Consider the following 22,582-nt stretch of genomic DNA (forward strand, 5'->3'; position numbering starts at 1 on the left):
CCACCGAACACAAGCCCCCGTGCGGGCTCCGCGCGGATCGCCGGGCCCCGGCGCGTCCGACCCGGCCGAGACCGGACCGAGACCTGGGACCACCCCCCTGATGGGCCGCCGCGCTGCTCTGTACTCTGAACACGCTTTCGAAGCTGATCAAGCGTTCAACCAGAAAATGGGGGGCCGGTGCGCAACCGCCGACTCGTAGTTTCCGTCGCCGCCATCGCGGCAGGCGTGGGTCTCATCCCGGGCGTGGCCCAGGCCGATCCGGCCAAGCCCGACGCCCGCCGTGCGGCGACTCCCGACGTGGACCTCGGCAAGGCCGCCGCGTCCCAGGCCAAGGGCCACACCTTCACCAGCCCCGCCGACCGTACGGTGCGCACGGCGCTGCCGTCCGCCAGGACCGGTAAGGCCGGCGCCCCGCAGGCGCAGGCCGCCGCCGCCGACAACCCGGACCTCGCGGTCGGTCTGAGCGGCTACGGCCTGACGGCCCACGGCATCGAGCTGAAGTCCACCCTCACGAGCATCAGCACCCCGCTCGAGGTCACCATCGCCTGGGGCGACGGCAAGACCGACGTGGTCAACGCCTCCGGCGCCGGGGTGCTGACCAACAAGCACACCTACGCCGAGGTCGGCGCCTACACGGTCAAGGTCACCGTGAAGGACACCGCGAACAGCCTCTCGGCCGTCAACGAGCTCGCGGTCGTCACGCCGGGCTCCGACTTCACCCCGTACACCCCGACCCGTCTGCTGGACACCCGCTTCGGGACCGGCGTGACGCAGGGCAAGGTCGGCGCGGGCAAGTCGACCCGGGTGAAGGTCGGCGGCAACGGCAAGATCCCCGCCGGGGTGACCGCGGTGGCGCTCAACATCACCGTCACCAACGCCCTCGACAGCGGCTTCATCACGGCGTTCCCCGAGGGCGTCGAGCGTCCCTTCACCTCGAACGTCAACTTCAAGGCCGGCCAGACCGTGCCGAACATGGTCATCGTGCCGGTCGGCAAGAGCGGCTACGTGGAGCTCTACAACGGCAGCTGGAAGTCGGTCGACCTGATCGCCGACGTCACCGGCTACTTCACCCACACGGCCTCCTCCGGCTACACCCCGGTCGAGCCGACCCGCTTCGTCGACACCCGCGAGGGCCTCGGCACCACCAAGCGCAAGCTCGCCGCCCAGTCGGCCTTCAGCACCCAGATCAGCGGACTGCGCGGAGTGCCCCAGGGCATCAGCGCCGTGGCGCTCAACGTGACGATCACCAACCCGCAGGGTGCCGGTCACCTGACCGTCTACCCGAGCGGCGGTGCCCTCCCGGCCACGTCGAACCTGAACTTCAACGCCAACCAGACCATCGCCAACTCGGTGATCGTGCCCGTCTCCGCCGACGGAAAGATCAGTGCGTTCAACGGCGCCTGGGCCCCGACCGACGTCGTCGTCGACGTCGTCGGCTACTACAGCGAGGGCAGTGACAGCGCCTTCCTGCCGCTCTCGCCGGAGCGCGTCTTCGACACCCGCGAGCCCGAGGACCCGTTCTACGGGACGGTGTGGGGCGAGACCTACGTCCCCCTGCCGATCTCGGACGCCGACCCGAGCGTCACGGGCTGGGTCATGAACTCCACCGTGGCCAACACGCAGGGCAACGGGTACCTCACGGTCACCCCGGACCCGAACTCGTGGGACGACTACATCAACGAGTCGGCCTTCTGGCCGACGCCCCCGAACTCCTCCAACCTGAACTGGACGAAGGGCGACGTCGTCCCGAACCTGGTGCAGGCGAGCAGCGGGGACCACGGCATCATCGACTTCTGGAACCGGGGCTGGGAGGACATCGACCTCATCGTCGACGTCTTCGGCCTCTACCAGAAGGGCTAGCACCCCCTCGCACCCCCGCCGGCGAGCGGGGGTGCGCCAGCGGATCCCGGCAGCGCCCCGGGACCGGCCTCCGGGCCGGTCCCGGGGCGCTGTTCCCGTCATGGCGCCGCACCGCACCGCATCGCACCCGGTCGTACTGACGGTCGAGGATCACGCTAGCCTCGGCCACCGGAACCCCCTGGGAGGAGCGCTCATGAACGCAACTGTCCCGCACGACCGGCCCGAACGCGCCTACGACGTCGTACTCTTCGGCGCCACCGGATTCGTGGGCGCGCTCACCGCCGAGTACCTGGCCGCGCACGCGCCCGCCGGCTGCCGCTGGGCCCTCGCGGGCCGGGACACGGCGAAGCTGGAGCGGCTGCGCGAGCGGCTGTCCTTGATCGATCCGGCCTGCGCGGAGCTGCCGCTGCTGCGGGCCGACGCCCAGGACCCGGCGGCCGTGCGCGAGCTGGCCGCCTCCACCCGGGTGCTGGCCACGACGGTGGGCCCGTACGTCTGGTACGGCGCCGAGCTCGTGGCCGCCTGCGCCGAGGCGGGCACGGACTACGTGGACCTCACCGGCGAGCCGGAGTTCGTGGACCGCATGTACGTCGAGCACGACGCGCGGGCCCGCGAGACCGGGGCGCGCATCGTGCACGCCTGCGGCTTCGACTCGATCCCGGCCGACCTCGGGGCGTACTTCACGGTCCGGCAGCTGCCGCAGGGCGTCCCGCTGACGGTCGACGGGTTCATCCGCTCCAACGCCCTCTTTTCCGGCGGCACCCTGGCCTCCGCGCTGACCGCGCTGAGCCGCGGGCCCCAGACGGCGGCCGCGGCGCGCGCCCGCCGGCTGCACGAGCCCCGGCTGCTGGGCCGGCGGGCCCGCGGGCCGGTCGGGGTACCGCGGTTCAGCCGGGAGACCGGCACCTGGGCGATGCCGCTGCCCACGCTGGACCCGCGGATCGTGGCCCGGTCGGCGGCCGCGCTGGAGCGGTACGGCCCCGACTTCCGCTACCGCCACTACGCCTCCGTCAAGCACCTGCCCGTCGCGGTGGGCGGTACGGCGGTGCTGGGCGCGACGGTGGCCCTGGCCCAGGTGCCGCCGGCCCGGCGGTGGCTGATGGACCGCTGGGAGCCGGGGCAGGGGCCGGACGCGGAACGCCGCGCGCGCAGCTGGTTCACGGCGCGGTTCGTGGGCGAGGGCGGCGGCCGGCGCGTGCTCACCGAGGTGTCGGGCGGCGACCCGGGCTACGGGGAAACGGCCAAGATGCTCGCCGAGTCGGCGCTCTGCCTGGCCCACGACGCCCTGCCGGCGGTGTCCGGACAGTTGACGACGGCCGTGGCGATGGGCGACGCCCTCACCGCCCGCCTCCAGAAGGCGGGGATCACCTTCCGGGTGGCCGACGCCCGCTGACGGCCGGCGTCAGGAGGCCTCCCGCAGCGCCCTGCGGCACAGGGAATCGGCGTGGCGGGTGGTCTCGGGGATCCGGAAGCGCGGGCTCAGGGCCAGGGCGTGGGCGCAGGCGTTCTCCAGCGAGACCCGGTGCCCGACGGAGACGTACACCGGCTTGATCCCGTCCTGCGTGCGCAGCGCCCGCCCGACCTCGGCCCCGTCGGCCGCGAGCAGGGCGGCGGCGTCGCCCCGCCGGGCGCCCGGTTCCTCGTGGGTGAAGGTGAACGGGTTCTTCGCGACGCCGATCGCCGGGAGCCCGGTGACCACACCGAGGTGGCAGGCGAGACCGAAGCCGCGCGGGTGGGCGAGGCCGTAGCCGTCGCAGACGACGAGTCCGGGCGCGGACTTCAGGGAGTCGAGGGCGGCCAGTACGGTCGGCAGCTCGCGGAAGGCGAGCAGTCCGGGCACGTAAGGGAAGCTGACGTGCCCGACGGCGGTGGCCTCCTCGACGACCTCCAGGGTCGCGGCGTCGAGCACCACGGCCGCGGCGGCGACCAGGTCGCGCGCATCGTCGTAGGCGACGTCCACTCCCGTGACGAGGCCGTGGCCGGGTGGCGGACCGGGCTCGGTGAGCACGACCTGATGGCGTAGTTCGTCCTGTATCGCCCGGGCCTCGGCCTCGTCGGCGGGGGTCTTCACACTCGTCATGATGGAGCGAGAGTAGCCTGGTGATCATGTTCGTCATGGAGCTCACCTACACCGTCCCCGTCGAAGCCGTCGAAGAGCACATGGACGCCCACATCGCCTGGCTGGACGGTTACTACGCCGCCGGTGTGTTCCTCGCCTCGGGCCGCAAGGTCCCGCGCGACGGGGGCGTGATCCTGGCCGGCGGGGTGTCCCGGGCCGAGATCGAGCGGATCGCGGCCGAGGACCCCTTCACGGTGGCGGGCGTCTGCGCCTACACCGTCACCGAGTTCATCGCCACGAAGACCTCCGCCGACCTGTCGACGGTGCGGGAGAACCCGGTGGTGTAGCGACAGCGCCGCGTCGTCCCCCGTCCGCCCCCTGCCTGCCTGCCTGCCTGCCTGCCTGCCTGCCTGCCTGCCGGAGTGTCCATGCTGCCCCGCCCCGCCGAAGCCGCCGATGTCCCCGAGCTCATACGACTGCGCGCGGTCGCCCTCGCCTCCCTCGGGGTCGACCCCGGGCCCGCCGACGCCGCCTGGCGGCAGGTCGCCCGCACCTGGTTCCTCGACCGCATCGGCGAACGCCCGGGCGTGCACTGCCTGGTCGTCGGCGGAGCGCCGGGCGAACCGCTGCTCGCCACCGGCATGGCCTGGGTCACCCACCACCTGCCCGGCCCGCAGTGGACCGACGGCCGGCGCGGCTACCTCGACGGGATCGTCACCGACGCCCCCGCCCGCGGGCGGGGCCACGGCCGGCGGATCGTCGACGCCCTCGTCGCCTGGCTCGACGGCATCGGCATCCACTACGTCCAGCTGCACGCCAGCCCCGACGGCGAACCCGTCTACCGGGCCGCGGGCTTCACCGCCGGGCGCTACCCGGGCATGGACCTCTTCACCACCCCGGGACCGCCGGCTCCGCCCGCTCCCGCCGACTGATCAGCGCCGCCTCTCCAGCCGCGCCACCCGTCCCTTCTCCCCCGCCGCCCAGCAGCCCGCGTCCGGGGAGCAGTCGACGGTGTCGAACGAACCCGTCTCCAGGGACCGCCAGCTGCGGCCCCCGTCCGTGGTCACGTCCGTGCCCGTGGGTCCCACCGCGAGGGCCGTCCCCGCGGTGTACGGGAACCAGGCCGCGCCCGAGCGGTAGGCCGGCGGGGGCGTCGCGGCCTGGCGCCAGGTGCGTCCCCCGTCCGCGGAGAGGGCCGCGGCCTGCGGGGAGGCCTGCCCGGTGCGGTAGTCACCGCCGACCGCCAGTCCCCTCGTACGGTCCCGGAAGGCGAGGGCGAAGACTCCGCGGGCCGGATCGCCCGCCGGGACGGTGGATTCGGCGACCCGCCAGGTCAGGCCACGGTCCGCGGAGTGCAGGATCCGGGCCTGCGCCCCGCCGCCGGTGGCCAGCCAGACGTCGCGCGGGCCGGAGCTGACCAGGCACTGGCCGCTCGCGGCGAAGCCGGCCTCGCCGGGCAGCGCCTCGGGCATGCCCGCGTTGGGCAGCACCCGCCAGCTCCGCCCGCCGTCGTCCGTGGCCAGGATCCGGAACTTCCCGTCCACCGGATCGCTCATGGCCAGGCCGTGGCGGGTGTCGAAGAAGGTGAGGCAGTCGTAGAAGGCGCGCGGGTCCGGATTGCGGAAGGTCTCGGTCCAGGTGGCTCCGCCGTCCTCGGTGCGCAGCACCCGGGAGGCCTCGCCCTCCCCGATGGACAGGGCCACCGCGCGCCGCGCGTCGAAGGCCTCGATGTCACGGAACTCCAGGCCCTCCACGACCGCACCGGGCGGCGAAACGTTACGCCAGCTGCGGCCGCCGTCCACGGTGCGCAGCAGCGTCCCCTTGGAGCCGGCCACCCAGGCCGTGGACCGGTCGACGGCCGCGAGCCCGCGGAAGCGTACGTCCTTCGCGGTGTCCCCGGTGTCCTTCAGCGCCCAGCCGGCGCCGCGCAAGTCCCGCGCCACCGGGGCCGGATCCGTATCGGCCCGGTCGGGGGCGGCCTGGGCGGGGGCGGCGAGCACCCCCACGACGAGGGCTGCCGCGCACATGCCGATTCCGAGTTCCAGAAGTCTCATGGCGCCGGAAGCTAACGCACCCCGCAGGCACCGTCCAGAGCGCCTTCCGGCCCCCGGCCCGGCAGCTCCCCGGCCCCTCCCGCCCCCTGTTCACGACGGCCGGGCCCTCGCGGACGAGAGTCCCCGCGGCGCCTTCCGGTACACCGGCAGCGTCAACCCGGCCGGCGTCTCGCGCTCGTGGCCGGGGTGGCCGCGGCCGCCGTCTGCGTCGACACGCTCTCCACCGGGCCGGTCGCCGCGGCCCTGATGCTCCGTATGCGACTCGTTGGGCCTGTGGAGTGATCGGTAATCAGCCCTTCTCCGAGGCACCCCGGCCCCTCGGCGGCGCGCGGGCCGCCTTCCGAGACATCCCTCCACCCCGTCACTCTGTGCGATCACACAGAGTGGTTCAAGCCAATCGGTGACACAGCTCACGCAACGGCCCATGCACGGATTTGCCGATTCCCGCGTCTATCGGGTTGCCGGGCCCCACCCCACTGTCCGGCAGCAGATCCGCCGCAAGGGAGTGAGCCTTGATCACTGTCATCGAGCAGGCCGCACAGGCCCGTCTGGTCGCCACCGCGCCGAAGGTCGAGACCGTGCCCGTCACCCTCTGCTACGACCGTGCGGATCCGTTCGCCGTGCGGATGGCCTTCCCCGCCCCGGCCACGCTGGAGGGCGTCGAGGTCTCGTGGACCTTCTCGCGCGAGCTGCTGGAATCGGGGCTGGACCGCCCGTCGGGCTGGGGCGACGTACGCGTGCGCCCGTACGACGCCGACCGGACCACCATCGAGTTCCACGCGGCGGAGGGCGTCGCCATCGTGCTGATGCTGACCGCCGAGCTGCACCGGTTCCTGGAACGGGCCGCGGCCGTGGTGCCACCCGGCCTCGAGCACCTCTACCTCGACATGGACCACAGCCTGGCCGAGCTGATGCGCGACACCTGCTGAGCCCTGCCGGATCCCGCCGAGTTAATTGGTTTGCGGGCGGCCACGGCCGCCCGTAGCTTCGAAGACGGCCCATCCCCGTCGAAACGGAGCAGGACATTGCTCGTCTGAGGTTCGAGACACCGACCACCGCCCCCTACGGCTGAGCCGTCGGCTGTCTCCCCGCGTTGCACGCACCACTCACGCAACCTGGAGGCCTCCATGAGTAACGCCCCTGCTTTCATCACCTGCTCCGCACTGTCCTTCGACTGGCCCGACGGCACCCCCGTCTTCGACGGGTTCCACCTCTCCGTCGGCCCCGGCCGAACCGGCCTGATCGGGCTCAACGGCTGCGGGAAGTCCACCCTGCTGAAGCTGATCGCCGGCGAACTGACCCCGACCGAGGGCCAGTCCGCCGTCGCCGGCTCGGTCGGCCACCTCCCGCAGAACGTCACCCTCGACACCGCGCTGCGCGTGGACGAGGCGCTCGGCATCCACACCACCCGCGCCGCCCTCCACGCCATCGAGGCGGGCGAGGCCACCGAGGCGAACTTCACCGCCGTCGGCGACGACTGGGACGTGGAGGAACGGGCCCTGGCCACGCTCGACCAGCTCGGTCTCGCCCGGATCGGCCTGGACCGCACCGTCGGAGAGCTCTCCGGCGGCGAGTCCGTACTGCTGCGGCTGGCCGCCCTGCTGCTCGCCCGCCCCGACGTCCTGCTGCTGGACGAGCCCACCAACAACCTGGACCTGCGGGCCCGGGGCCGCCTGTACGAGGCGGTCGAGTCCTGGTCCGGGGTGATGCTCCTGGTCAGCCACGACCGGGAGCTGCTGGAGCGGGTCGATCAGATCGCCGATCTGCGCGACGGCGAAGTCCGCTGGTACGGAGGGAACTTCACGGACTACGAGGAGATGCTCGCGGCCGAGCAGGAGTCGGCCGAGCGGATGGTCCGGGTCGCGGAGGCCGACGTGGCGCGCCAGAAGCGAGAACTGTCCGACGCGCAGGTCAAGTTGGCGCGGCGCAAGCGGTACGGGCAGAAGATGAACGACAACAAGCGCGAGCCGAAGATCGTGATGGGTGCACGCAAGCGTGCGGCCCAGGAGTCGGCGGGCAAGCACCGGATCATGCACGCGGAGAAGCTGGCACAGGCGAAGGAGCGCCTGGACCAGGCCGTGGAGGCGGTGCGCGACGACGACGAGATCCGGATCCAGCTGCCCGCCACCCAGGTCCCGCCGGGGCGGCGCGTACTGACCCTGAGCGATCTGCACCTGGCCCACGGGGCCCGGGTGCCCGGCGAGTGGGAACTGCACGGTCCGGAGCGGATCGCCCTGGTGGGCCGCAACGGATCGGGCAAGACCACGCTGCTGCGCACGATCGCGGGGCAGCTCGCGCCGGTGTCCGGGGCGGCGGTGACGCATGTGACCACACGGTTCCTGCCGCAGCGCCTGGACGTACTCGACGAGAGCCGTTCGGTCGTGGAGAACGTGGCGCGGTTCGCCCCGCAGGCCACGAACAACCTGATCCGGGCCCGACTCGCGCACTTCCTCTTCCGCGGCGGCCGGGCGGACCGCCCGGCCGCCACCCTGTCGGGCGGCGAACGCTTCCGGGCGGCACTGGCGGCCCTGCTGCTGGCGGAGCCCGCTCCACAGCTGCTCATGCTGGACGAGCCGACGAACAACCTCGACCTGTCGAGCGTGCGGCAGCTGACCGAGGCGCTGGAGTCCTACGAGGGCGCACTGGTGGTGGCGAGCCACGACGTGCCGTTCCTGGAGTCGATCGGCATCACGCGCTGGCTCCTGCTGGACGGGGAGCTCAGGCCGACGACGGCCGAGGCCGTCCGCGAGACGCTCTGGCACGAGTGAGCCAGCCCGCTCAGCCGCCGCCCGCGGACACCGGACACCGGACACCGACCGCGGGCGGCGGCGAAGCGGAATCCGTTCCGGCCGTCAAAAGTAAAACTTTTCCACCACCTGACGGCGTGATTTTGCCCCCTCAGCTGCCCCTCAGGGCCCCCATAAACTGCACAGATAACTGGATGTAACCAGACATACACCTGCCCGGGGGTTGGCTGGCCTTGATGTCACGCTTAACCTACGACTCCGTAGGCTACGGAACCGTAGGTAATTCGCTTTGCACCCAGGAGTACCCGTGACGATCACCTCTCCCCACCTCGGCAGCTCGGAGGCGTGGACAGACGCCAAGCTGCTGTACGCGCTGGAAGAGGTGGTCGAGAAGGAACTCAACCGCCATCTGCAGGTCACCAAGGACTGGATGCCCCACGAGTACGTCCCGTGGAGCGAGGGCCGCAACTTCCCCGGCTTCTTCGAGGACGGTGAAGCCTGGGACCCGCAGCAGTCCAAGGTCACCGACATCGGCAAGATCGCGCTGGTCGTGAACCTGCTGACCGAGGACAACCTCCCCAGCTACCACCACGAGATCGCCTCGCTCTTCGGCCGCAACGGCGCCTGGGGCACCTGGGTGCACCGCTGGACCGCCGAGGAGGGCCGCCACGGCATCGTGATGCGCGACTACCTGCTGGCCTCGCGCGCCGTGGACCCGGACAAGCTGGAAGCGTTCCGCATGCAGCACATGTCGGAGGGCTTCGAGTCCGACAACCGCCACTCGATGCTGCACTCGGTGGCGTACGTGGCCTTCCAGGAGCTCGCGACCCGCATCTCGCACCGCAACACCGGCCACCAGTCCGGTGACCCGGTCTGCGACCGGATGCTGGCCCGCATCGCGCAGGACGAGAACCTGCACATGGTCTTCTACCGCAACCTGCTGGGCGCGGCCTTCGAGCTCGCCCCGGACCTGACCATGCAGGCCGTGCGGGACGTCGTCGTCAACTTCCGGATGCCCGGACACGGCATGCCCGGTTTCGAGCGGATGGCCGCGCAGATGGCGATCGGCGGGGTCTACAACCTGCGGATCCACCACGACGACGTGCTGAGCCCGGTGATCCGCTTCCTGAAGATCATGAGCATCGACGGCCTCGGCCCCGAGGGCCAGAAGGCCCAGGAGGAGCTCGGGCTGTTCATGAACGGCCTGGACTCCGAGGCCCGCAAGTTCGACGAGAAGCTCGCCGCCCGCGCCGCGCGCCTCGCCGCCCGCAAGGGCTGACCGATTTCCGCTCGCTCGGGCGAGTGATGCCGATTGCCCTGGCAGAGCCTTGCTCTGCCAGGGTTTCGCGTCATGACCTCGCTCCAGGTGGACATCGACCAGCTGACCCGTCTGACGCGCGTCCTGGACTCCTCGCTGACCTCCCTGCGGGACGCCCGCCGCGCGCTGGACCACGTACGGCCCGACCAGCTGGGCACGGCGGACCTCGACGCAGCGTGCGACGGCTTCCAGAAACGGTGGGCCTACGGCACGCGGGAGCTGACCAAACGCGTCAAGGGCGTCCGGGAGGGCGTGGACCGCAGCGCTGCGGAGTACGCGGAGCTGGACCAGGCCATCCGCGCGGCCTTCCTCAGGGCGGCGGCCGCGCATGGCTGAGCACGCGGCGCTGGGCTTCGACCCGGCCCCCGGAAATCCCGCCGCGGTGCTGGCCCTGGCCAAGAAGCTCAGCGCGTCGGCCACCTCCCTCGGGGAGGCCTCCCGGGTCGTGAAGGACCTGGTCTCGCACAGCGCGGCCTGGCAGGGCGAGGCCGCCACCGCCTTCCGGGCCTCCCTCTCGAAGGACGTCCCCCGCTACCTCGGCTCGGCCCACACCTCCCTCGCGGAGGCGGCCCGCCGGCTCACGGGGTGGCACGACACCCTGGTCTCCCACCGCGCGCTGGCCTCCCGGTACGAGACCCAGGCCGCCGCGGCGAAAACCGCCGAAGCCCTGGCGGACGTCCGCCGCCTGGCCCGCGAACTGGCTGCCGAGCACGGAGCGGCGGCCCGCCGGGTGGCGCAGACCCTGAACGCGGCGACGGACCGCCTGGCCCCGAAGGAACCGGGCCTGCTGGCGTCCATCTGGAACAAGATCGTCGATGACCCGGCGGACGCGATGTCGAACGCGTCGGCGATCCTGGGCGCGATCGGGGCGGGCGTGGCTCTCGTCTGCCCGCCGGCGGGGCTCGCGATCATGCTGGTCGGCAGTGGGCTGTCCTTGGCGGCGCTGGCGATGCACACCTCGGACCCGAAGTTCCGCAAGTCCCTGACCGACGGCTTCACCAAGGGCCAGTTCGACGCGGACTTCTGGAAGAGCAGCGTGACACTGCTCGGGGACACGGTCGGCGCGGTGCCGGGCGTCGCGGCGGTCGCCTCCGGCGCGAAAGCGGGCACGACAGCCGCCCGGGCGGCGATGGCCGCGGCCCCGGAGAGCAGCGCGGTCGTGGGGCTGGCCCCCGGCGCCACGGCGTTCAGGCAGTCGGCCTGGTCCACCTCCGACGACCTGCGGCAGCTGGAGAGCCCGCTCACCGGATGGGCGATGCGGTCGTCGACACCGGATGCCAGAGAACGGGTGGGCGTGGCAGTGGCAGGTACCGGCGCGCTTACCGCAGTACTCGACTACACCCCGGACAACGACGCGGTCGAACACGGCTCGACCGCAGTGGACGGCACCCGAGGGGTACTGGAGGACACTCCCTCAGCCATCAGAAAGACGGGCCACGTGTGGTCGGCGCTGCGGCCATGACCCATCAGAGCAGCATGCCTCAAGTCTGGTTCCGCCTGCCTCCGGGCTTTCACGACATCGCCCCTTGCGACGCGGCGTCCCTGGACGCATTCGCGGAGGCCCTGGGCAGCCCTGCTGCCCAACGGGAACTGTCCCGACTCATGGACAACCTTGACGAACTCACGGGGCACGATGTCGTGCACACCGCGTTGGGCTTCCATCCAGAGGAGCCGGTCGGAGTCGCCACATCACTGTTCTCCCTGACGATCCGGCGGGTGGAGCAGCCCAACCCCCGGCTCGCCGTGGCGCGTACGGCTCTGGCCATCGCGCGCTCGCCCCTGTGGACCAGCTCCGTTCGCAGGTTCGTCGACCTGCCATCGGCTCTTCCGTGCTGCCTGATCTCAGGGATCATTTCCGTGCCTGAAGTTGAGCATCACCAGTTTCAGGCCAGGCTCGCGACCGTTCACCCGGAGGGACAGCACTTACTCGTCCTGGATCTGAGCAGCGCCTGCACCCAGCACGCCGACGCTTATACGGACATCCTCGAAGCGGTGGCGCACACCCTCCAGTTCAGCGATCCCGACCCGAAGGTGCCGAAGGCCGTCGGCACCTCGCGCATCCTGGAGGTGCTCCTATGAGCGTCACGCTCGCCAAGGCTGCCTGGGACCACCCTCCCACGGTGGTCGGCTACAGGCGGTTGGCGATCCGTCGCTTCAATTGGGTGCTCTGCCTCGGTGGCCCGCCGCTGACCGCCCTCGTCTGCATGGGCCTTGTCCCCCACGCGGGCACGACCCTTGCCCTCTTGATCATTCTCGTTTTGCCCTACTTGCCGTGGGTGATCGTCGCCTATTTCCGGCGACGCCGCGTCGCCGCGGTACTCCAGGCTTACCCCTGGCAGGAATGGCCCTGTCGGCACCAGCGCAGACGGAACGGCAGCCCAGCGACCGTCGCCATCCCCTTCCGGGAGGACTTCACAGCCATGTTCCGGATCATCCCGTTCCCCGTACCGCTCGCGACGCTGGAGGACGGACACCCGGACCGGATCTGGTTCGCCGGTGACCCGCGCTTCGGCGGGGTCGTGTCGCCCGTCGGCGGGCACTACCCCGTGCGCGTCGTACCCCACACACCGCGCCGGGAGGAGTGCGGTGGCGAGGGGTTCGAGCTTGCGCGGCGGGTGGGGTTGGTCCGGGGCAGCGGAAAGGGGACGCGCACCTGATCAGCGGCGGCGGGCGCGCAGGGCGAGGCGCTCGGACTCCGAGAGGCCGCCCCAGACTCCGAAGCGCTCGTCATTGGCCAGGGCGTACTCCAGGCATGCGGTCCGTCCCTCGCACGCCCCGCACAGCCGCTTCGCGTCGCGGAGCGAGGAGCCGGGCTCCGGGAAGAAGAAGCCGGGGCCCGTCTGGGCGCACAGGGCGAGCTCGTACCAAGCGGTGTCAGTGGTTGCGGTAGTGGTGTTAATCGACATGCCGGTGATACTTACTGCCGCGGATGGACGTCCGATCAACGACTGATCAACACACGTCATGACCGGCCGTATGCGCGCCTCCCGCCGAGCATCGCACCCGCCACTGACAACGGCCGTTTCCTCGCACTGAGTGAACGACCGTGCGTTCGGTAAGATGGTGTTATGGCTGATGGACGCGTGGAGCGCGGCAACCAGACGCGGCGGGCCGTGCTCGACCGGACGATGAGCATCGCATCCGTGGACGGCCTGGAAGGCCTGTCCCTGGGGAAGATCGCCGCGGATCTCGGCCTGAGCAAGAGCGGGGTCTTCGCCCTCTTCGGTTCGAAGGAAGACCTTCAGCTCGCCACCGTCCGTGCCGCCGTGGAGGTTTTCCTGAACGAGGTCGTGCGGCCCGTGCACCGGGATCCCGACGGCCTTCCCAAGGTGTGGCGGCTGTGCGCGCGTTGGCTCGACTACTCCGGGCGGCGGGTCTTCCCCGGCGGGTGCTTCTTCTACTCCGTCTCCGCCGAGTTCGACGCGCGCCCCGGGCCGGTGCGCGACGAGATCGCCAAGGTGCGCTCCGACTGGACTCGTTACGTGGAGCGCCTGTTGGACGAGGCGCGCCTGGCGGGCGGGTTCCGGAGTCCGGCGGACGCCGATGCCGTGCCGCAGCTCGCCTTCGAGCTGACGGCCCTGATGGAGCTGGCCAACGCGCATTCCGTCCTGCACGGCGACCCGTCGGCGTACGAACGGGCCGGGCGCGGCATCCTCGGCCGGCTGCGCGCGGTGGCGGCCGCTCCGGACGAACTGCCGGAACTACCGCCCGCGTTCAGCTCGCCTTCCTGACGCCGCATCTCACGCGCGGTGTGCGCCGGCGGCAGGCGCGGGTACGGGTGCGGGCGGCGCAGCCTCCGAGACGGCGAACTCGACCGCCGTCCGGATGACATCGGGGTCGGCGAGAATGCGCCGGTGGCCGAGACCGGAGGTCTCGATCAGATGGGCCTGCGGGCCGTAGGCGGCGGCGATCGCGCGGGACTGGGCGGGATCGATCACGTCGTCGTCGCTGTCGTGGACGAGCAGGATGGGCGCCCGCACGTCCGCGAAGCGGCGGCGGGCGTCGAGGCGCCGCCAGATGTCGGGGTCACCCGGGAAGAGACGGCGCTCCACGTGGGCGCGTAGTGCGCGCCCCACTCCCTCGCCCAGATCCAACCCGGCACGGAAGCGCGCCACGAGGTAGTCGAAGTCCGCCACTCCCCCGATACCGACGACGCGGTCGGCCCTCATGCCGTCGTGCAGCATCGAGAAGGTGGCGAGCACGCCGAAGGAGTGGGCCACGACGGCCGAAAAGTCACCGTGCTCCGCGTGCAGTCGGCCGATGATCGCCCGGTAGTCGCGGATCGTGGAGGCGCGCCCCTCGGACTCCCCGTGCCCGGGCGCGTCGAAGGAGATCACGGTACGTCCCTGGGCCCGCAGGGCCTCTATGAGCCCGGCGAACCGCGAGGCGCGCGAGGACCAGCCGTGCACCACGAGAACGGGCCGGGGCCCGTCGCCCCATCGGTACGTGGTCACGGCCGTGCCGTACACGACCATCCGTCCCCGCACGGCCCGCGCCATCGGATCCGCCTCCTCGGGCCGTAGCCGTGCCCGCCCGAGGGGCCGGACGAACAGCGCGAAGGCCCGGCGCCCGGCCGGCCCCGGGGCGAGCCGGGCCGTGACGTTGAGGGCGGTGCTCAGGAGTGAAGCCATGGGATGCATGCGCGGGTTCTCCGGAATCTCCTCAGGGCAGCCAGATGCCGATGGCAAGCCGATGCAAAAATATTAGCACGACCGTTCGTGTTGTTATTGGGACGCTTTCCGGCCCTGCACGACTCCGGCATGAGGTCTACCTGATGGAGGTCGGCCACGATGGCCGTCGACTTCGCCAGGTCGAGCTGGCCGAGGACGGAATCGCCTACCGGAGCACTCCGGAGCACTGGACCTTCAACCCACCTCTGGTGGACCGTTACGCCCCCGCGTGGGTGCCGTTCGTGATCGGTCAAGAAGAGTTCGAGGCTCAGTGGACCCGAGCCGTCCACGATCCCGGCCGAGCCTGAACCACCGTCGGTCACGGCATGTCAGTGGGGGCTGGCACGATGCCCGGACATCACCACGAGCGGGAGAGACACATGGGTACTTGGGACGTCGGCCCCTTCGACAACGACACTGCCGCGGACTTCTCCGGCGATCTCGACGAGGCGCCCGAAGGCGAGAGAGAAGGCATCATCCGGGACGCTCTTCTCCGGACTATCGACACCCGCGACCATCTCGATCAGGACATCGCGGTGGAGGCGGTCGCAGCGGCGGCACTGGTCGCCGCACAGTGCCCGGGTGGCGAGCCCATCACCACCGCGTACGGGCCGGACCTGGCACTGCCCCAACTTTCCACCGAACTGCGGGCACTTGCCGTCCAGGCCCTCGACCGCGTGGTCACCGAGCCGTCCGAACTCATGGAGCTGTGGGGTGAAACCGACGAGGACGGCTCCTGGCGGGCCAGCCTCGCCGGGATCCGAACCGCCCTCTTGGCCGCATCTTCCGAGGGAGCAGCCGCCCCGCTCGCTCAGCGCTGAGTGAGGCTTCGGGCATCCGGCCGCACCGGTCCGGCCCGGCCGGTTGGCGACGACCTGCAGTTCGCCGGGTCAGGCGGGCTGCCGGCGGTCGGCGGCCTTTCGCGTCTTCACTCCGCCGAGGATGAGCGCCAGTCCCACGGCGATGATGCCGAGGTACGCGGTGGACGGGAGGTCGACGACCTTGTGCATCCAGCCCCACTCCGTGCCGAAGAAGGCCTGCGAGGCGAAGCTGACGAGCCCCTGGGCCCCTACGACGTAGCCGATGCTTTCGACGGTGTATCCGATGGTTGTTCGCACGGATCAACCCTCTCGCGGCCGTGCCGCAAGATCGTCCTCCACAGGGCCGAGAACACAGTAGGCCAAAGGATGCAGTCGCTTGCAGGGAGTGCCGGCGCCCCGCTCCCGCCGCCGGGCGTCAGCCCTCGTGCTTCGCCCGGCTGGGCTGGACGCGCTTGGGTTCGCCCGGCATCTTCGGATAGTCCGGGGGGTAGGGCATGTCGCCCAGGCCGTGGTCCTGTTCGTCGCGGGCGGCGAGTTCCAAGACGGCGTCCAGGACGAAGGCGTGCTCGTCCATGTCCGCGTGCAGGTCGCCCAGTTCGGCGAAGCGCGCCGGCATCGTCACGATGTCGAAGTCGCGCGGCTCCGCGTCGTCCACCTCGTCCCAGCGCAGGGGCGCCGATACCGGGGCGTGCGGGCGCGGGCGGACCGAGTAGGCGGAGGCGATCGTGCGGTCGCGCGCCGTCTGGTTGTAGTCGACGAAGATCCGCTCGCCGCGCTCCTCCTTCCACCAGGCCGTCGTGACCTTTCCCGGCATGCGGCGTTCCAGTTCCCGGCCCAGTGCGATGGCGCACCGCCGGACCTCGGTGAAGGTCCAGCGCGGCTCGATCGGCACGAAGACGTGCAGCCCTCGGCCGCCCGAGGTCTTGGGCCAGCCGCGCAGGCCCAGTTCCTCCAGCAGGGCGCGCAGTTCGTGGGCGGCCGCCACCGCGTGGTGGTAGTCGGTGCCCGGCTGCGGGTCCAGGTCGATCCGGAGCTCGTCGGGGCGGTCGGTGTCATCGCGCCGCACCGGCCAGGGGTGGAAGGTGAGGCATCCCAGATTGGCCGCCCACAGGACGGCGGCCGGTTCCGTCGGGCAGATCTCGTCGGCCGTGCGGCCGCTCGGGAAGGCGATGTGGGCGGTGGGGATCCAGTCGGGAAGGTTCTTCGGGGCCCGCTTCTGGAAGAAGGACTCGCCCTCCACCCCGTCCGGGAAGCGCTCCAGGGTCGTCGGCCGGTTGCGCAGGGCTCGTGTGATGCCGGGCGCGACCGCCAGGTAGTACTCGGCGACGTGCCGCTTGGTGAGACCCCGCTCCGGGAAGTACACCTTGTCCGGGCTGGACAGCCGTACCGTCCGCCCGCCCGCCTCCAGCTCGATCGCATTACCCGCAGCACCCATGTGCGCCACGGTAGGCAGGCCCGCTCCGGCGCGCATACCGGGCGGGTCCGGACGTACCACCGCAGAATCGAATGCATGGATCTGCCAGTGATGCCGCCCGTGAAGCCGATGCTCGCCAAATCCGTCGCGAAGATCCCGCCCGGGATGCAGTACGAGGCCAAGTGGGACGGCTTCCGGGCCATCGTGCATCGCGACGGCGCGGAGATCGAGATCGGCAGCCGCACGGGCAAGTCCCTGACCAGGTACTTTCCCGAGCTGGTGGAGGCCCTGAAGGACAATCTGCCGAGCCGTTGCGTCGTGGACGGCGAGATCGTGATCGTGCATGGCGGGCGCCTCGATTTCGACCGGCTGACCGAGCGGATCCACCCCGCGCAGTCCCGCGTCGCCCTGCTGGCCGAGACCACCCCCGCCAGTTTCGTCGCCTTCGACCTGCTCGCGCTCAACGACGAGGCGCTCCTCGACACCCCGCTCGCCGACCGCCGTACCGCCCTGGTCCGGTCCCTCTCCACTGCTCGGCCCCCCGTGCATCTCGCGCCCGCGACCACCGATCCCGCGCTCGCGCAGGAGTGGTTCGAGCGATTCGAGGGCGCCGGGCTCGACGGTGTGATCGCCAAACCGCTCGATCTCCCCTACCGGCCCGATGCCCGCCTCATGTTCAAGGTCAAACACGAACGTACCGCCGACGTCGTCGTCGCAGGTTTCCGTTTCCACAAGAGCGGTCCGATTGTCGGATCGCTGCTGCTCGGCCTGCACGACACCCACGGCACCCTGCAGCACGTGGGCGTGTGCGCCGCCTTCCCCATGAAGCGCCGCGCCGAGCTGGTCGAGGAACTCGAACCCCTGCGCATGCCTGATCCGACCGGCCATCCGTGGGCCGCCTGGGCCGAGGAGTCCGCCCACGAGAGTGCCCGGCTTCCCGGTGCGCAGAGCCGCTGGACCGGCAAGAAGGACCTCTCCTGGGTGCCGTTGCGCCCCGAGCGGGTCGTCGAGGTGAGGTACGACCACATGGAGGGCGATCGTTTCCGGCACACCGCCCAGTTCCACCGCTGGCGGCCCGACCGGACGCCCGAGAGCTGCACCTACGCCCAGTTGGAGGAGGTCGTCGGGTACGACCTCGGCGATGTACTCGGACCGGGCGTCGGCTCGGGCCGCGCGGGGTGAGCGGGGGCCGCCCGGCTCACCCCGCCGTCAGCTTCTCCCACTCCTCCCGGTCCGGGCCCGCCGTGTTCGGCGCGTAGTCCGGGCGGTCCGCCAGCCAGCGCGCCACCCGCGCGCGGATCTCCGGATCGGCGTACGCCCGCTCCGGCGGTTCCACCAGGTGCCGGACCCGCGCCCGTGCCCGCATCACCTCGGGGTCCTCCAGCGCACAGTCGAACAGCGCGGACACCTCGCGTGCCGTCGCCCCGCGCCCGGACCGGGTCGCGAAGCGCTCGCCGATGGCCGCGTCGGCGACCACCTGGAAGTCGAACCAGGGCTTCAGGGTGCGCTGCGCCCAGATGTGGTGCTCGGCGGCGTACCGCGGGGAGCCCGGGTCCCGGTGCGCCGTACGGGCCACCCTGCGCGCGGCCCACAGGGCCAGCGAGGTGCCCTGCCCCAATGTCGGGTTGGTGTGCGTGATCGAGTCACCGACCGGCACCAGCCCGCTCACCACGGGGCCCTGTTCGTCGACCAGCGCGCTCCAGCGGTTGTCCAGGCTCGCAGTCGCCAGCACGCCCGACAGCGGCTCGGCGCCCAGTGCCAGCCAGGCCGCGCCGGGCGGGAAGGCGCGCGCCGCCGCTTCGAAGACGTCGGGGTCGCGCAGCGCGGACCGGGTGGTGTCCGTGGTGTGCACGAACAGCGTCACGGCGAACGCCCGGTTGTCGGCCGGGAAGACGGCGCACCCGGCGAAGGCCCCGCCGGTCACCGCCCACGGCCTGCGCGGCCCCTCCTCCATGCCCTCGGGCAGCCGGTACCAGCGGCAGAAGTAGGCGAGTCCGGTGCGGTGCCGTTCGACGACGGGTGGCCGGCAGCCCACCTCGGCGAGCCTGCGCTCGGTGCCCCCGCGCCGCCCGCAGGCGTCCACCACGAGGTCACCCGGGTAACTCCCGCTCTCCGTGGTCACTCCCGTCACCTGGACCGCGGCAGCCCCTGTGACCCCGGCGGCTCCGGCCGGTCCCGGGGCCGTGAGGAGCCCGGTGACCGGTTCCCCGTACCGGACGACGACCCCCGGTTCCGCGCGCAGCGCCGTGGCCAGCGCGCTCTCCAGCACGATGCGCCGGGCCTGCAGCATCACGAGGTCCTCGTCGCCGGGCAGCGCGGGTGGCCGCACGTCGAACCAGTCGAGCTCGTGCCTTTCGCGGGCGCCCAGCCGGAGCATCTCCTCGTGGACGTCGGGCAGGTCCGCGCGCAGGACGTTGTGGGCGGCCCCGAGCAGGACGTGGGGTTGGGCCGCCTGCGGTACGGTCGGCCGCCGCCAGCCGAAGAAGTCGCGGTCGAGCGAAGTGCCCGGGGCCCGCACATCGCTCTCGAAGACCTCCGCCGTATGTCCGCGCCGCGCCGCGAGCAGGGCGGTGGCGGGCCCCGCGACGCCTCCGCCGATGACCAGCACATGTGCCATGGAGCGTCCCCCCGAGCTGTTGGACCGTACGACGATCACACCGCACAGAGCCTGCACGCACGGAAGCTGTCCGAAACCCGCACAAATGACCGATAGTCGCTCAAAGACCCGGCGCTCACGCGCCGACCCTCACACGTCGGCACCCGCCCGGTATGCCTCGACCGCCCGCCGGGTCTCCGCCTCGATCAGGTCGGTGTTGATGGCCATGGCGGCCTGCGCCCCCTGTGCGGCCGCGCCCGCGACCTTCTCCATCGGTGCGGTCACATTGCCCGCGACCCAGACCCCGCGCAGCGCGGTGGCCCCGGTGGCCGGATCGGACTCGACGCAGGTGCCGATCGCCCGGCCGTCCCGCTCCATGACGACGGTCGGCAGGCCGAGCGAGGTCAGGACACCGGAGCGGGCGGTGAACCGCGGGGCCACCACGAGGGCCCGGCACCCCACCTCGGCGCCGCCGGCCAGGGTCACCCCGGTCAGCCGGTCGTCGTGGACGGCGAGTCCGGTCACCTCGCCCTCGACGACATCGACACCGAGGGCGGCGAGCAGCTCCCGGTCCTCGGCGGTGAGCCGCCAGGTGTGCGCGAGCAGGGTGGTGTGCGCGCTCCAGTGCCGCCACAGCTGGGCCTGGTGCACGGCGAGCGGGCCGTCCGCCAGCACCGCGATCGGCCGGTCGCGGACCTCCCAGCCGTGGCAGTACGGGCAGTGCAGCACGTCCCGCCCCCAGCGCGCCCCGAGGCCCGGCACGGCGGGAAGCTCGTCCACCAGGCCGGTGGCGACCAGCAGCCGGCCCGCCCGCACGGTCGTGCCGTCCCCGCAGCGCAGCAGGAAACTCCCGTCGGGCAGCCGGTCGGCGGCGAGGACCGTGCCCGTCCGGACCTCGCCGCCGTAGCCGGTCACCTCGGCGCGCCCCCTGGCGAGCAGGGCGGCCGGGCTCTCCCCGTCCTGGCCGAGGTATCCGTGCATGTGCGCGGCCGGGGCGTTGCGCGGGCTGCCGGAGTCGATCACCAGTACCGAACGGCGGGCCCGGACCAGGGTCAGGGCCCCGGCGAGCCCGGCGGCCCCACCGCCGACGACGGCCACGTCGAACGAGTTGTCCACTGCGTTGCCCATGTCTGTGAGGGTCTGCCCCCGGCGGCCCGCTTGACAAATGTTCTTGCCGAAGCGGCAAATGGAGGCATGGGAACCGAGGAGCAGGACGAGGAACTCGCCGGTGTACTGACCGCCGTGGGCCCGCGGCTGCGCGCCCTGCGGAGGCAGCGCGGCACCACGCTGGCCCAGCTCAGCGAAAGCACCGGGATCTCGCTCTCGACCCTCTCCCGGCTGGAGTCCGGGCAGCGCAGGCCGACGCTGGAGCTGCTCCTTCCGCTGGCCCGCGCGCACCGGGTGGCGCTCGACGAGCTGGTCGGGGCCCCGGAGACCGGGGATCCGCGGATCCGCCCGCGCCCCTTCGTCCGGCACGGCAGCACCTACATACCGCTGACCCGGAACTTCGGCGGGGTGCACGCCTTCAAGCAGATCCTCCCGCCCCTCGAAGGACCGCCGCCCGAGCCCTCACTGCAGGTGCACGAGGGCTACGAGTGGCTGTACGTGCTGTCCGGACGGATCCGGCTGCTGCTCGGCGAGCACGACCTGATCCTCGGTCCCGGCGAGGCCGCCGAGTTCGACACGCACACTCCGCACGCCTTCTTCAACGCGGGTCCGCAGCCGGCGGAGTTCCTCAGCCTCTTCGGCCCGCAGGGCGAGCGGATCCATGTCCGGGCCCGCCCCACCACCGCATCGGAAGGACGTCCATGACCAGCACCGGCGAGCGCCCCGAGCGAGCCGCACCGCAGCCCCATGCCGTCGTCGGTGTCGGGCTGGTCGTCGTGGGTCCGGACGGCCGGGTGCTCCTCGGCCAGGCGCACGACGGCCGCTGGGAGCTGCCCGGCGGCAAGGTCGACCCCGGGGAGGGCTTCGAGCAGGCCGCCGCCCGGGAACTCGCCGAGGAGACGGACCTGCGAGCGGACCCGGGGTCGATCCGGATCCTGTCGGTGCAGATCGAGGGCACGGCCGGCCTGACCCGCCTGACGGCCGCCGCCGTCACGACCTCGGCCGAGGGCGTCCCCGCCGTCACCGAGCCGCACAAGATCGCCCGCTGGCAGTGGTTCGCCCCCGCCGAGATCCCGGCGGCCCTGTACGTCCCGTCCGCGGCCGTGCTGCGCGCGTGGCGCCCCGACCTCGCCGCGCTGCCGGCCGTCCCCGCCCACGCCTACCCGCTGTCGGGCCCGGCGCAGAGCACCTGACCGCGCCCCGGCCCGGGCTCGACACCCGCTCCCGCACCTGACCGCGCCCGCGCTAGCTGGTGGCCGTCAGGACCGTCACCGCCGTCACGGCCACCATCGCGGCCTGCATGTCGCGGATCGCCACCCGTACGCTCTCGGCCGCCCACTGGCCGGCGGCTATCTCCGCCGTCCGCGCGGTCAACTCGCCGGGCTGCCGGTCGGGGAAGGCCAGCCGGTGCAGCTTCGCCGAGTGGATCAGCGCGATCAGGCCGGCCGTGCGCGCGTCCGGCTCGGCGCCGTCCAGGACGACGGCGTGGAGCCGCTCGCGCAGGGCGCGCTCGACGGTGCCGTCGGCCTCGGGGTAGCGGCGCTGCGGGAACACGCCGAACACCTTGTGCACCTGTGCCACCACGAGCCCGCGCCCGCTCAGGCTCTCCAGGGCGGCGCCGACGGCCTTGGGCTGGTCCTTCGTCAGCCAGTCCGTCACCCGGCGCTTGCTGCGGCCCCGCATCCAGTCCTCCATCAACCGGATCCGGCCGTCCAGCAGTTGCTCCCCGGTGGACTCGGTGTTCGTGAGCTCCAGGTACTTGCCCGACACCGACACCCGCTCCGCCATGACCAGTTCGAGCAGGATCGCGCCCGCCACGGCCCAGCCCGCCGACTGTCGCTGCCGCGCCGCCCCCGACTCGTCGTCCAGGGACAGCAGCATGATCTCTTCGGCCAGTGTGATCCTCACGAGCGGCCCCCGTCGTCCTTCGTCCGTC

The 22,582-nt window shown here is 71.9% G+C and carries 26 protein-coding genes; 17 read left to right on the top strand and 9 right to left on the bottom strand.

The window, feature by feature from the left end:
• Positions 1-225 precede the first annotated feature (225 nt).
• Both B6R96_RS06645 and B6R96_RS06650 read left to right on the top strand, forming a co-directional pair.
• Positions 226-1,860, top strand: a complete 1,635-nt coding sequence (locus B6R96_RS06645) for a PKD domain-containing protein (RefSeq protein WP_159396294.1) — start codon at positions 226-228, stop codon at positions 1,858-1,860.
• A 193-nt stretch (positions 1,861-2,053) separates the two neighbouring features.
• A complete protein-coding gene (locus B6R96_RS06650) occupies positions 2,054-3,253 on the top strand; it encodes a saccharopine dehydrogenase family protein (RefSeq protein ID WP_081521944.1) in 1,200 nt (399 codons plus the stop codon).
• A 9-nt stretch (positions 3,254-3,262) separates the two neighbouring features.
• On the opposite strand, the gene B6R96_RS06655 is transcribed toward B6R96_RS06650, so the two are convergent.
• Positions 3,263-3,940, bottom strand: coding sequence for an endonuclease V (locus B6R96_RS06655; RefSeq protein WP_053701429.1), 678 nt, complete (start codon positions 3,938-3,940; stop codon positions 3,263-3,265).
• Positions 3,941-3,966: 26 nt separating this feature from the next.
• Between B6R96_RS06655 and B6R96_RS06660 the strand changes: the two genes are divergently transcribed.
• Positions 3,967-4,266 (top strand): YciI family protein, encoded by a 300-nt coding sequence (locus B6R96_RS06660; protein ID WP_030385194.1) that lies wholly within the window; start codon positions 3,967-3,969, stop codon positions 4,264-4,266.
• Between the two features lie 81 nt (positions 4,267-4,347).
• Positions 4,348-4,851, top strand: a complete 504-nt coding sequence (locus tag B6R96_RS06665; protein WP_051779074.1) for a GNAT family N-acetyltransferase — start codon at positions 4,348-4,350, stop codon at positions 4,849-4,851.
• On the opposite strand, the gene B6R96_RS06670 is transcribed toward B6R96_RS06665, so the two are convergent.
• Complete coding sequence (locus tag B6R96_RS06670) at positions 4,852-5,973, bottom strand: WD40/YVTN/BNR-like repeat-containing protein (protein WP_384682224.1); 1,122 nt, start codon at positions 5,971-5,973, stop codon at positions 4,852-4,854.
• A 512-nt stretch (positions 5,974-6,485) separates the two neighbouring features.
• Between B6R96_RS06670 and B6R96_RS06675 the strand changes: the two genes are divergently transcribed.
• The 7 genes from B6R96_RS06675 (at position 6,486) to B6R96_RS06705 (ending at position 12,695) form a co-directional block, all read left to right on the top strand.
• On the top strand, positions 6,486-6,902 hold the full coding sequence (locus tag B6R96_RS06675; protein ID WP_081521946.1) for an SsgA family sporulation/cell division regulator: 417 nt from the start codon (positions 6,486-6,488) through the stop codon (positions 6,900-6,902).
• 198 nt (positions 6,903-7,100) lie between these two features.
• Complete coding sequence (locus B6R96_RS06680) at positions 7,101-8,741, top strand: ABC-F family ATP-binding cassette domain-containing protein (protein WP_203351599.1); 1,641 nt, start codon at positions 7,101-7,103, stop codon at positions 8,739-8,741.
• 286 nt (positions 8,742-9,027) lie between these two features.
• Complete coding sequence (locus B6R96_RS06685; protein ID WP_030385200.1) at positions 9,028-9,999, top strand: acyl-ACP desaturase; 972 nt, start codon at positions 9,028-9,030, stop codon at positions 9,997-9,999.
• A gap of 72 nt (positions 10,000-10,071) precedes the next feature.
• Entirely contained in the window at positions 10,072-10,374 is a 303-nt protein-coding gene (locus B6R96_RS06690) for a hypothetical protein (protein WP_053168828.1), read from the top strand.
• Entirely contained in the window at positions 10,367-11,500 is a 1,134-nt protein-coding gene (locus B6R96_RS06695) for a hypothetical protein (RefSeq protein ID WP_081521947.1), read from the top strand. Before B6R96_RS06690 ends, B6R96_RS06695 begins: the two co-directional genes overlap by 8 nt.
• Positions 11,497-12,117, top strand: a complete 621-nt coding sequence (locus B6R96_RS06700; RefSeq protein WP_159396295.1) for a hypothetical protein — start codon at positions 11,497-11,499, stop codon at positions 12,115-12,117. Before B6R96_RS06695 ends, B6R96_RS06700 begins: the two co-directional genes overlap by 4 nt.
• Positions 12,114-12,695: a hypothetical protein gene (locus tag B6R96_RS06705; protein WP_081521949.1), complete on the top strand. Its 582-nt coding sequence runs from the start codon at positions 12,114-12,116 to the stop codon at positions 12,693-12,695. Before B6R96_RS06700 ends, B6R96_RS06705 begins: the two co-directional genes overlap by 4 nt.
• Here the strand turns inward: B6R96_RS06705 and B6R96_RS06710 are convergent, their stop codons facing one another.
• Positions 12,696-12,944 (bottom strand): WhiB family transcriptional regulator, encoded by a 249-nt coding sequence (locus B6R96_RS06710; RefSeq protein ID WP_030385205.1) that lies wholly within the window; start codon positions 12,942-12,944, stop codon positions 12,696-12,698.
• Positions 12,945-13,106: 162 nt separating this feature from the next.
• Here B6R96_RS06710 and B6R96_RS06715 point away from each other — a divergent pair, with 162 nt between their 5' ends.
• A complete protein-coding gene (locus B6R96_RS06715; RefSeq protein WP_081521950.1) occupies positions 13,107-13,769 on the top strand; it encodes a TetR/AcrR family transcriptional regulator in 663 nt (220 codons plus the stop codon).
• A gap of 9 nt (positions 13,770-13,778) precedes the next feature.
• On the opposite strand, the gene B6R96_RS06720 is transcribed toward B6R96_RS06715, so the two are convergent.
• Positions 13,779-14,669: an alpha/beta hydrolase gene (locus tag B6R96_RS06720; RefSeq protein WP_237291355.1), complete on the bottom strand. Its 891-nt coding sequence runs from the start codon at positions 14,667-14,669 to the stop codon at positions 13,779-13,781.
• A gap of 143 nt (positions 14,670-14,812) precedes the next feature.
• Here B6R96_RS06720 and B6R96_RS06725 point away from each other — a divergent pair, with 143 nt between their 5' ends.
• Both B6R96_RS06725 and B6R96_RS06730 read left to right on the top strand, forming a co-directional pair.
• The gene (locus tag B6R96_RS06725) at positions 14,813-15,016 is read left to right on the top strand and encodes a hypothetical protein (protein ID WP_081521952.1); all 204 of its coding nucleotides are present in this window, start codon (positions 14,813-14,815) and stop codon (positions 15,014-15,016) included.
• Positions 15,017-15,088: 72 nt separating this feature from the next.
• On the top strand, positions 15,089-15,529 hold the full coding sequence (locus B6R96_RS06730; RefSeq protein WP_081521953.1) for a DUF4259 domain-containing protein: 441 nt from the start codon (positions 15,089-15,091) through the stop codon (positions 15,527-15,529).
• A 69-nt stretch (positions 15,530-15,598) separates the two neighbouring features.
• Here the strand turns inward: B6R96_RS06730 and B6R96_RS06735 are convergent, their stop codons facing one another.
• Both B6R96_RS06735 and ligD read right to left on the bottom strand, forming a co-directional pair.
• Entirely contained in the window at positions 15,599-15,826 is a 228-nt protein-coding gene (locus B6R96_RS06735; RefSeq protein WP_081521954.1) for a hypothetical protein, read from the bottom strand.
• Between the two features lie 118 nt (positions 15,827-15,944).
• On the bottom strand, positions 15,945-16,964 hold the full coding sequence (gene ligD, locus B6R96_RS06740) for a non-homologous end-joining DNA ligase (RefSeq protein ID WP_081521955.1): 1,020 nt from the start codon (positions 16,962-16,964) through the stop codon (positions 15,945-15,947).
• 75 nt (positions 16,965-17,039) lie between these two features.
• Here ligD and B6R96_RS06745 point away from each other — a divergent pair, with 75 nt between their 5' ends.
• Entirely contained in the window at positions 17,040-18,125 is a 1,086-nt protein-coding gene (locus tag B6R96_RS06745) for an ATP-dependent DNA ligase (protein ID WP_081521956.1), read from the top strand.
• A 16-nt stretch (positions 18,126-18,141) separates the two neighbouring features.
• Here B6R96_RS06745 and B6R96_RS06750 read toward each other — a convergent pair whose 3' ends face one another.
• Positions 18,142-19,560, bottom strand: a complete 1,419-nt coding sequence (locus B6R96_RS06750) for an FAD-dependent oxidoreductase (protein WP_081521957.1) — start codon at positions 19,558-19,560, stop codon at positions 18,142-18,144.
• Between the two features lie 129 nt (positions 19,561-19,689).
• Positions 19,690-20,667, bottom strand: coding sequence for an NAD(P)/FAD-dependent oxidoreductase (locus tag B6R96_RS06755; RefSeq protein ID WP_081521958.1), 978 nt, complete (start codon positions 20,665-20,667; stop codon positions 19,690-19,692).
• 66 nt (positions 20,668-20,733) lie between these two features.
• On the opposite strand from B6R96_RS06755, the gene B6R96_RS06760 reads away from it, so the two are divergent.
• Together B6R96_RS06760 and B6R96_RS06765 are read left to right on the top strand one after the other, a co-directional pair.
• Positions 20,734-21,351 carry a helix-turn-helix domain-containing protein gene (locus tag B6R96_RS06760; protein ID WP_081521959.1) on the top strand — a complete coding sequence of 206 codons (618 nt, stop codon included), beginning with the start codon at positions 20,734-20,736 and terminating at the stop codon, positions 21,349-21,351.
• Positions 21,348-21,839: a nucleotide triphosphate diphosphatase NUDT15 gene (locus tag B6R96_RS06765; protein WP_053169345.1), complete on the top strand. Its 492-nt coding sequence runs from the start codon at positions 21,348-21,350 to the stop codon at positions 21,837-21,839. Before B6R96_RS06760 ends, B6R96_RS06765 begins: the two co-directional genes overlap by 4 nt.
• 52 nt (positions 21,840-21,891) lie before the next feature.
• Here the strand turns inward: B6R96_RS06765 and B6R96_RS06770 are convergent, their stop codons facing one another.
• Positions 21,892-22,554: a GOLPH3/VPS74 family protein gene (locus B6R96_RS06770; RefSeq protein ID WP_203351600.1), complete on the bottom strand. Its 663-nt coding sequence runs from the start codon at positions 22,552-22,554 to the stop codon at positions 21,892-21,894.
• Between the last annotated feature and the right edge of the window lie 28 nt (positions 22,555-22,582).

It is taken from the genome of Streptomyces sp. Sge12 (assembly GCF_002080455.1).
In the GTDB taxonomy this organism is placed as follows: Bacteria; Actinomycetota; Actinomycetes; order Streptomycetales; family Streptomycetaceae; genus Streptomyces.

Excerpts from the sequence above, each read along its gene's own strand:
- B6R96_RS06660 (WP_030385194.1), top strand. The coding sequence starts at position 3,967 with ATGTTCGTCATGGAGCTCACCTACACCGTCCCCGTCGAAGCCGTCGAA.
- B6R96_RS06690 (WP_053168828.1), top strand. The coding sequence starts at position 10,072 with ATGACCTCGCTCCAGGTGGACATCGACCAGCTGACCCGTCTGACGCGC.
- B6R96_RS06680 (WP_203351599.1), top strand. The coding sequence starts at position 7,101 with ATGAGTAACGCCCCTGCTTTCATCACCTGCTCCGCACTGTCCTTCGAC.
- B6R96_RS06765 (WP_053169345.1), top strand. The coding sequence starts at position 21,348 with ATGACCAGCACCGGCGAGCGCCCCGAGCGAGCCGCACCGCAGCCCCAT.
- B6R96_RS06665 (WP_051779074.1), top strand. The coding sequence starts at position 4,348 with ATGCTGCCCCGCCCCGCCGAAGCCGCCGATGTCCCCGAGCTCATACGA.
- B6R96_RS06710 (WP_030385205.1), bottom strand. The coding sequence starts at position 12,944 with ATGTCGATTAACACCACTACCGCAACCACTGACACCGCTTGGTACGAG.
- B6R96_RS06670 (WP_384682224.1), bottom strand. The coding sequence starts at position 5,973 with ATGAGACTTCTGGAACTCGGAATCGGCATGTGCGCGGCAGCCCTCGTC.
- B6R96_RS06745 (WP_081521956.1), top strand. The coding sequence starts at position 17,040 with ATGGATCTGCCAGTGATGCCGCCCGTGAAGCCGATGCTCGCCAAATCC.
- B6R96_RS06655 (WP_053701429.1), bottom strand. The coding sequence starts at position 3,940 with ATGACGAGTGTGAAGACCCCCGCCGACGAGGCCGAGGCCCGGGCGATA.
- B6R96_RS06720 (WP_237291355.1), bottom strand. The coding sequence starts at position 14,669 with ATGGCTTCACTCCTGAGCACCGCCCTCAACGTCACGGCCCGGCTCGCC.
- B6R96_RS06760 (WP_081521959.1), top strand. The coding sequence starts at position 20,734 with ATGGGAACCGAGGAGCAGGACGAGGAACTCGCCGGTGTACTGACCGCC.
- B6R96_RS06750 (WP_081521957.1), bottom strand. The coding sequence starts at position 19,560 with ATGGCACATGTGCTGGTCATCGGCGGAGGCGTCGCGGGGCCCGCCACC.
- B6R96_RS06725 (WP_081521952.1), top strand. The coding sequence starts at position 14,813 with ATGGAGGTCGGCCACGATGGCCGTCGACTTCGCCAGGTCGAGCTGGCC.
- B6R96_RS06705 (WP_081521949.1), top strand. The coding sequence starts at position 12,114 with ATGAGCGTCACGCTCGCCAAGGCTGCCTGGGACCACCCTCCCACGGTG.
- B6R96_RS06695 (WP_081521947.1), top strand. The coding sequence starts at position 10,367 with ATGGCTGAGCACGCGGCGCTGGGCTTCGACCCGGCCCCCGGAAATCCC.
- B6R96_RS06650 (WP_081521944.1), top strand. The coding sequence starts at position 2,054 with ATGAACGCAACTGTCCCGCACGACCGGCCCGAACGCGCCTACGACGTC.
- ligD (WP_081521955.1), bottom strand. The coding sequence starts at position 16,964 with ATGGGTGCTGCGGGTAATGCGATCGAGCTGGAGGCGGGCGGGCGGACG.
- B6R96_RS06715 (WP_081521950.1), top strand. The coding sequence starts at position 13,107 with ATGGCTGATGGACGCGTGGAGCGCGGCAACCAGACGCGGCGGGCCGTG.
- B6R96_RS06755 (WP_081521958.1), bottom strand. The coding sequence starts at position 20,667 with ATGGGCAACGCAGTGGACAACTCGTTCGACGTGGCCGTCGTCGGCGGT.
- B6R96_RS06700 (WP_159396295.1), top strand. The coding sequence starts at position 11,497 with ATGACCCATCAGAGCAGCATGCCTCAAGTCTGGTTCCGCCTGCCTCCG.
- B6R96_RS06730 (WP_081521953.1), top strand. The coding sequence starts at position 15,089 with ATGGGTACTTGGGACGTCGGCCCCTTCGACAACGACACTGCCGCGGAC.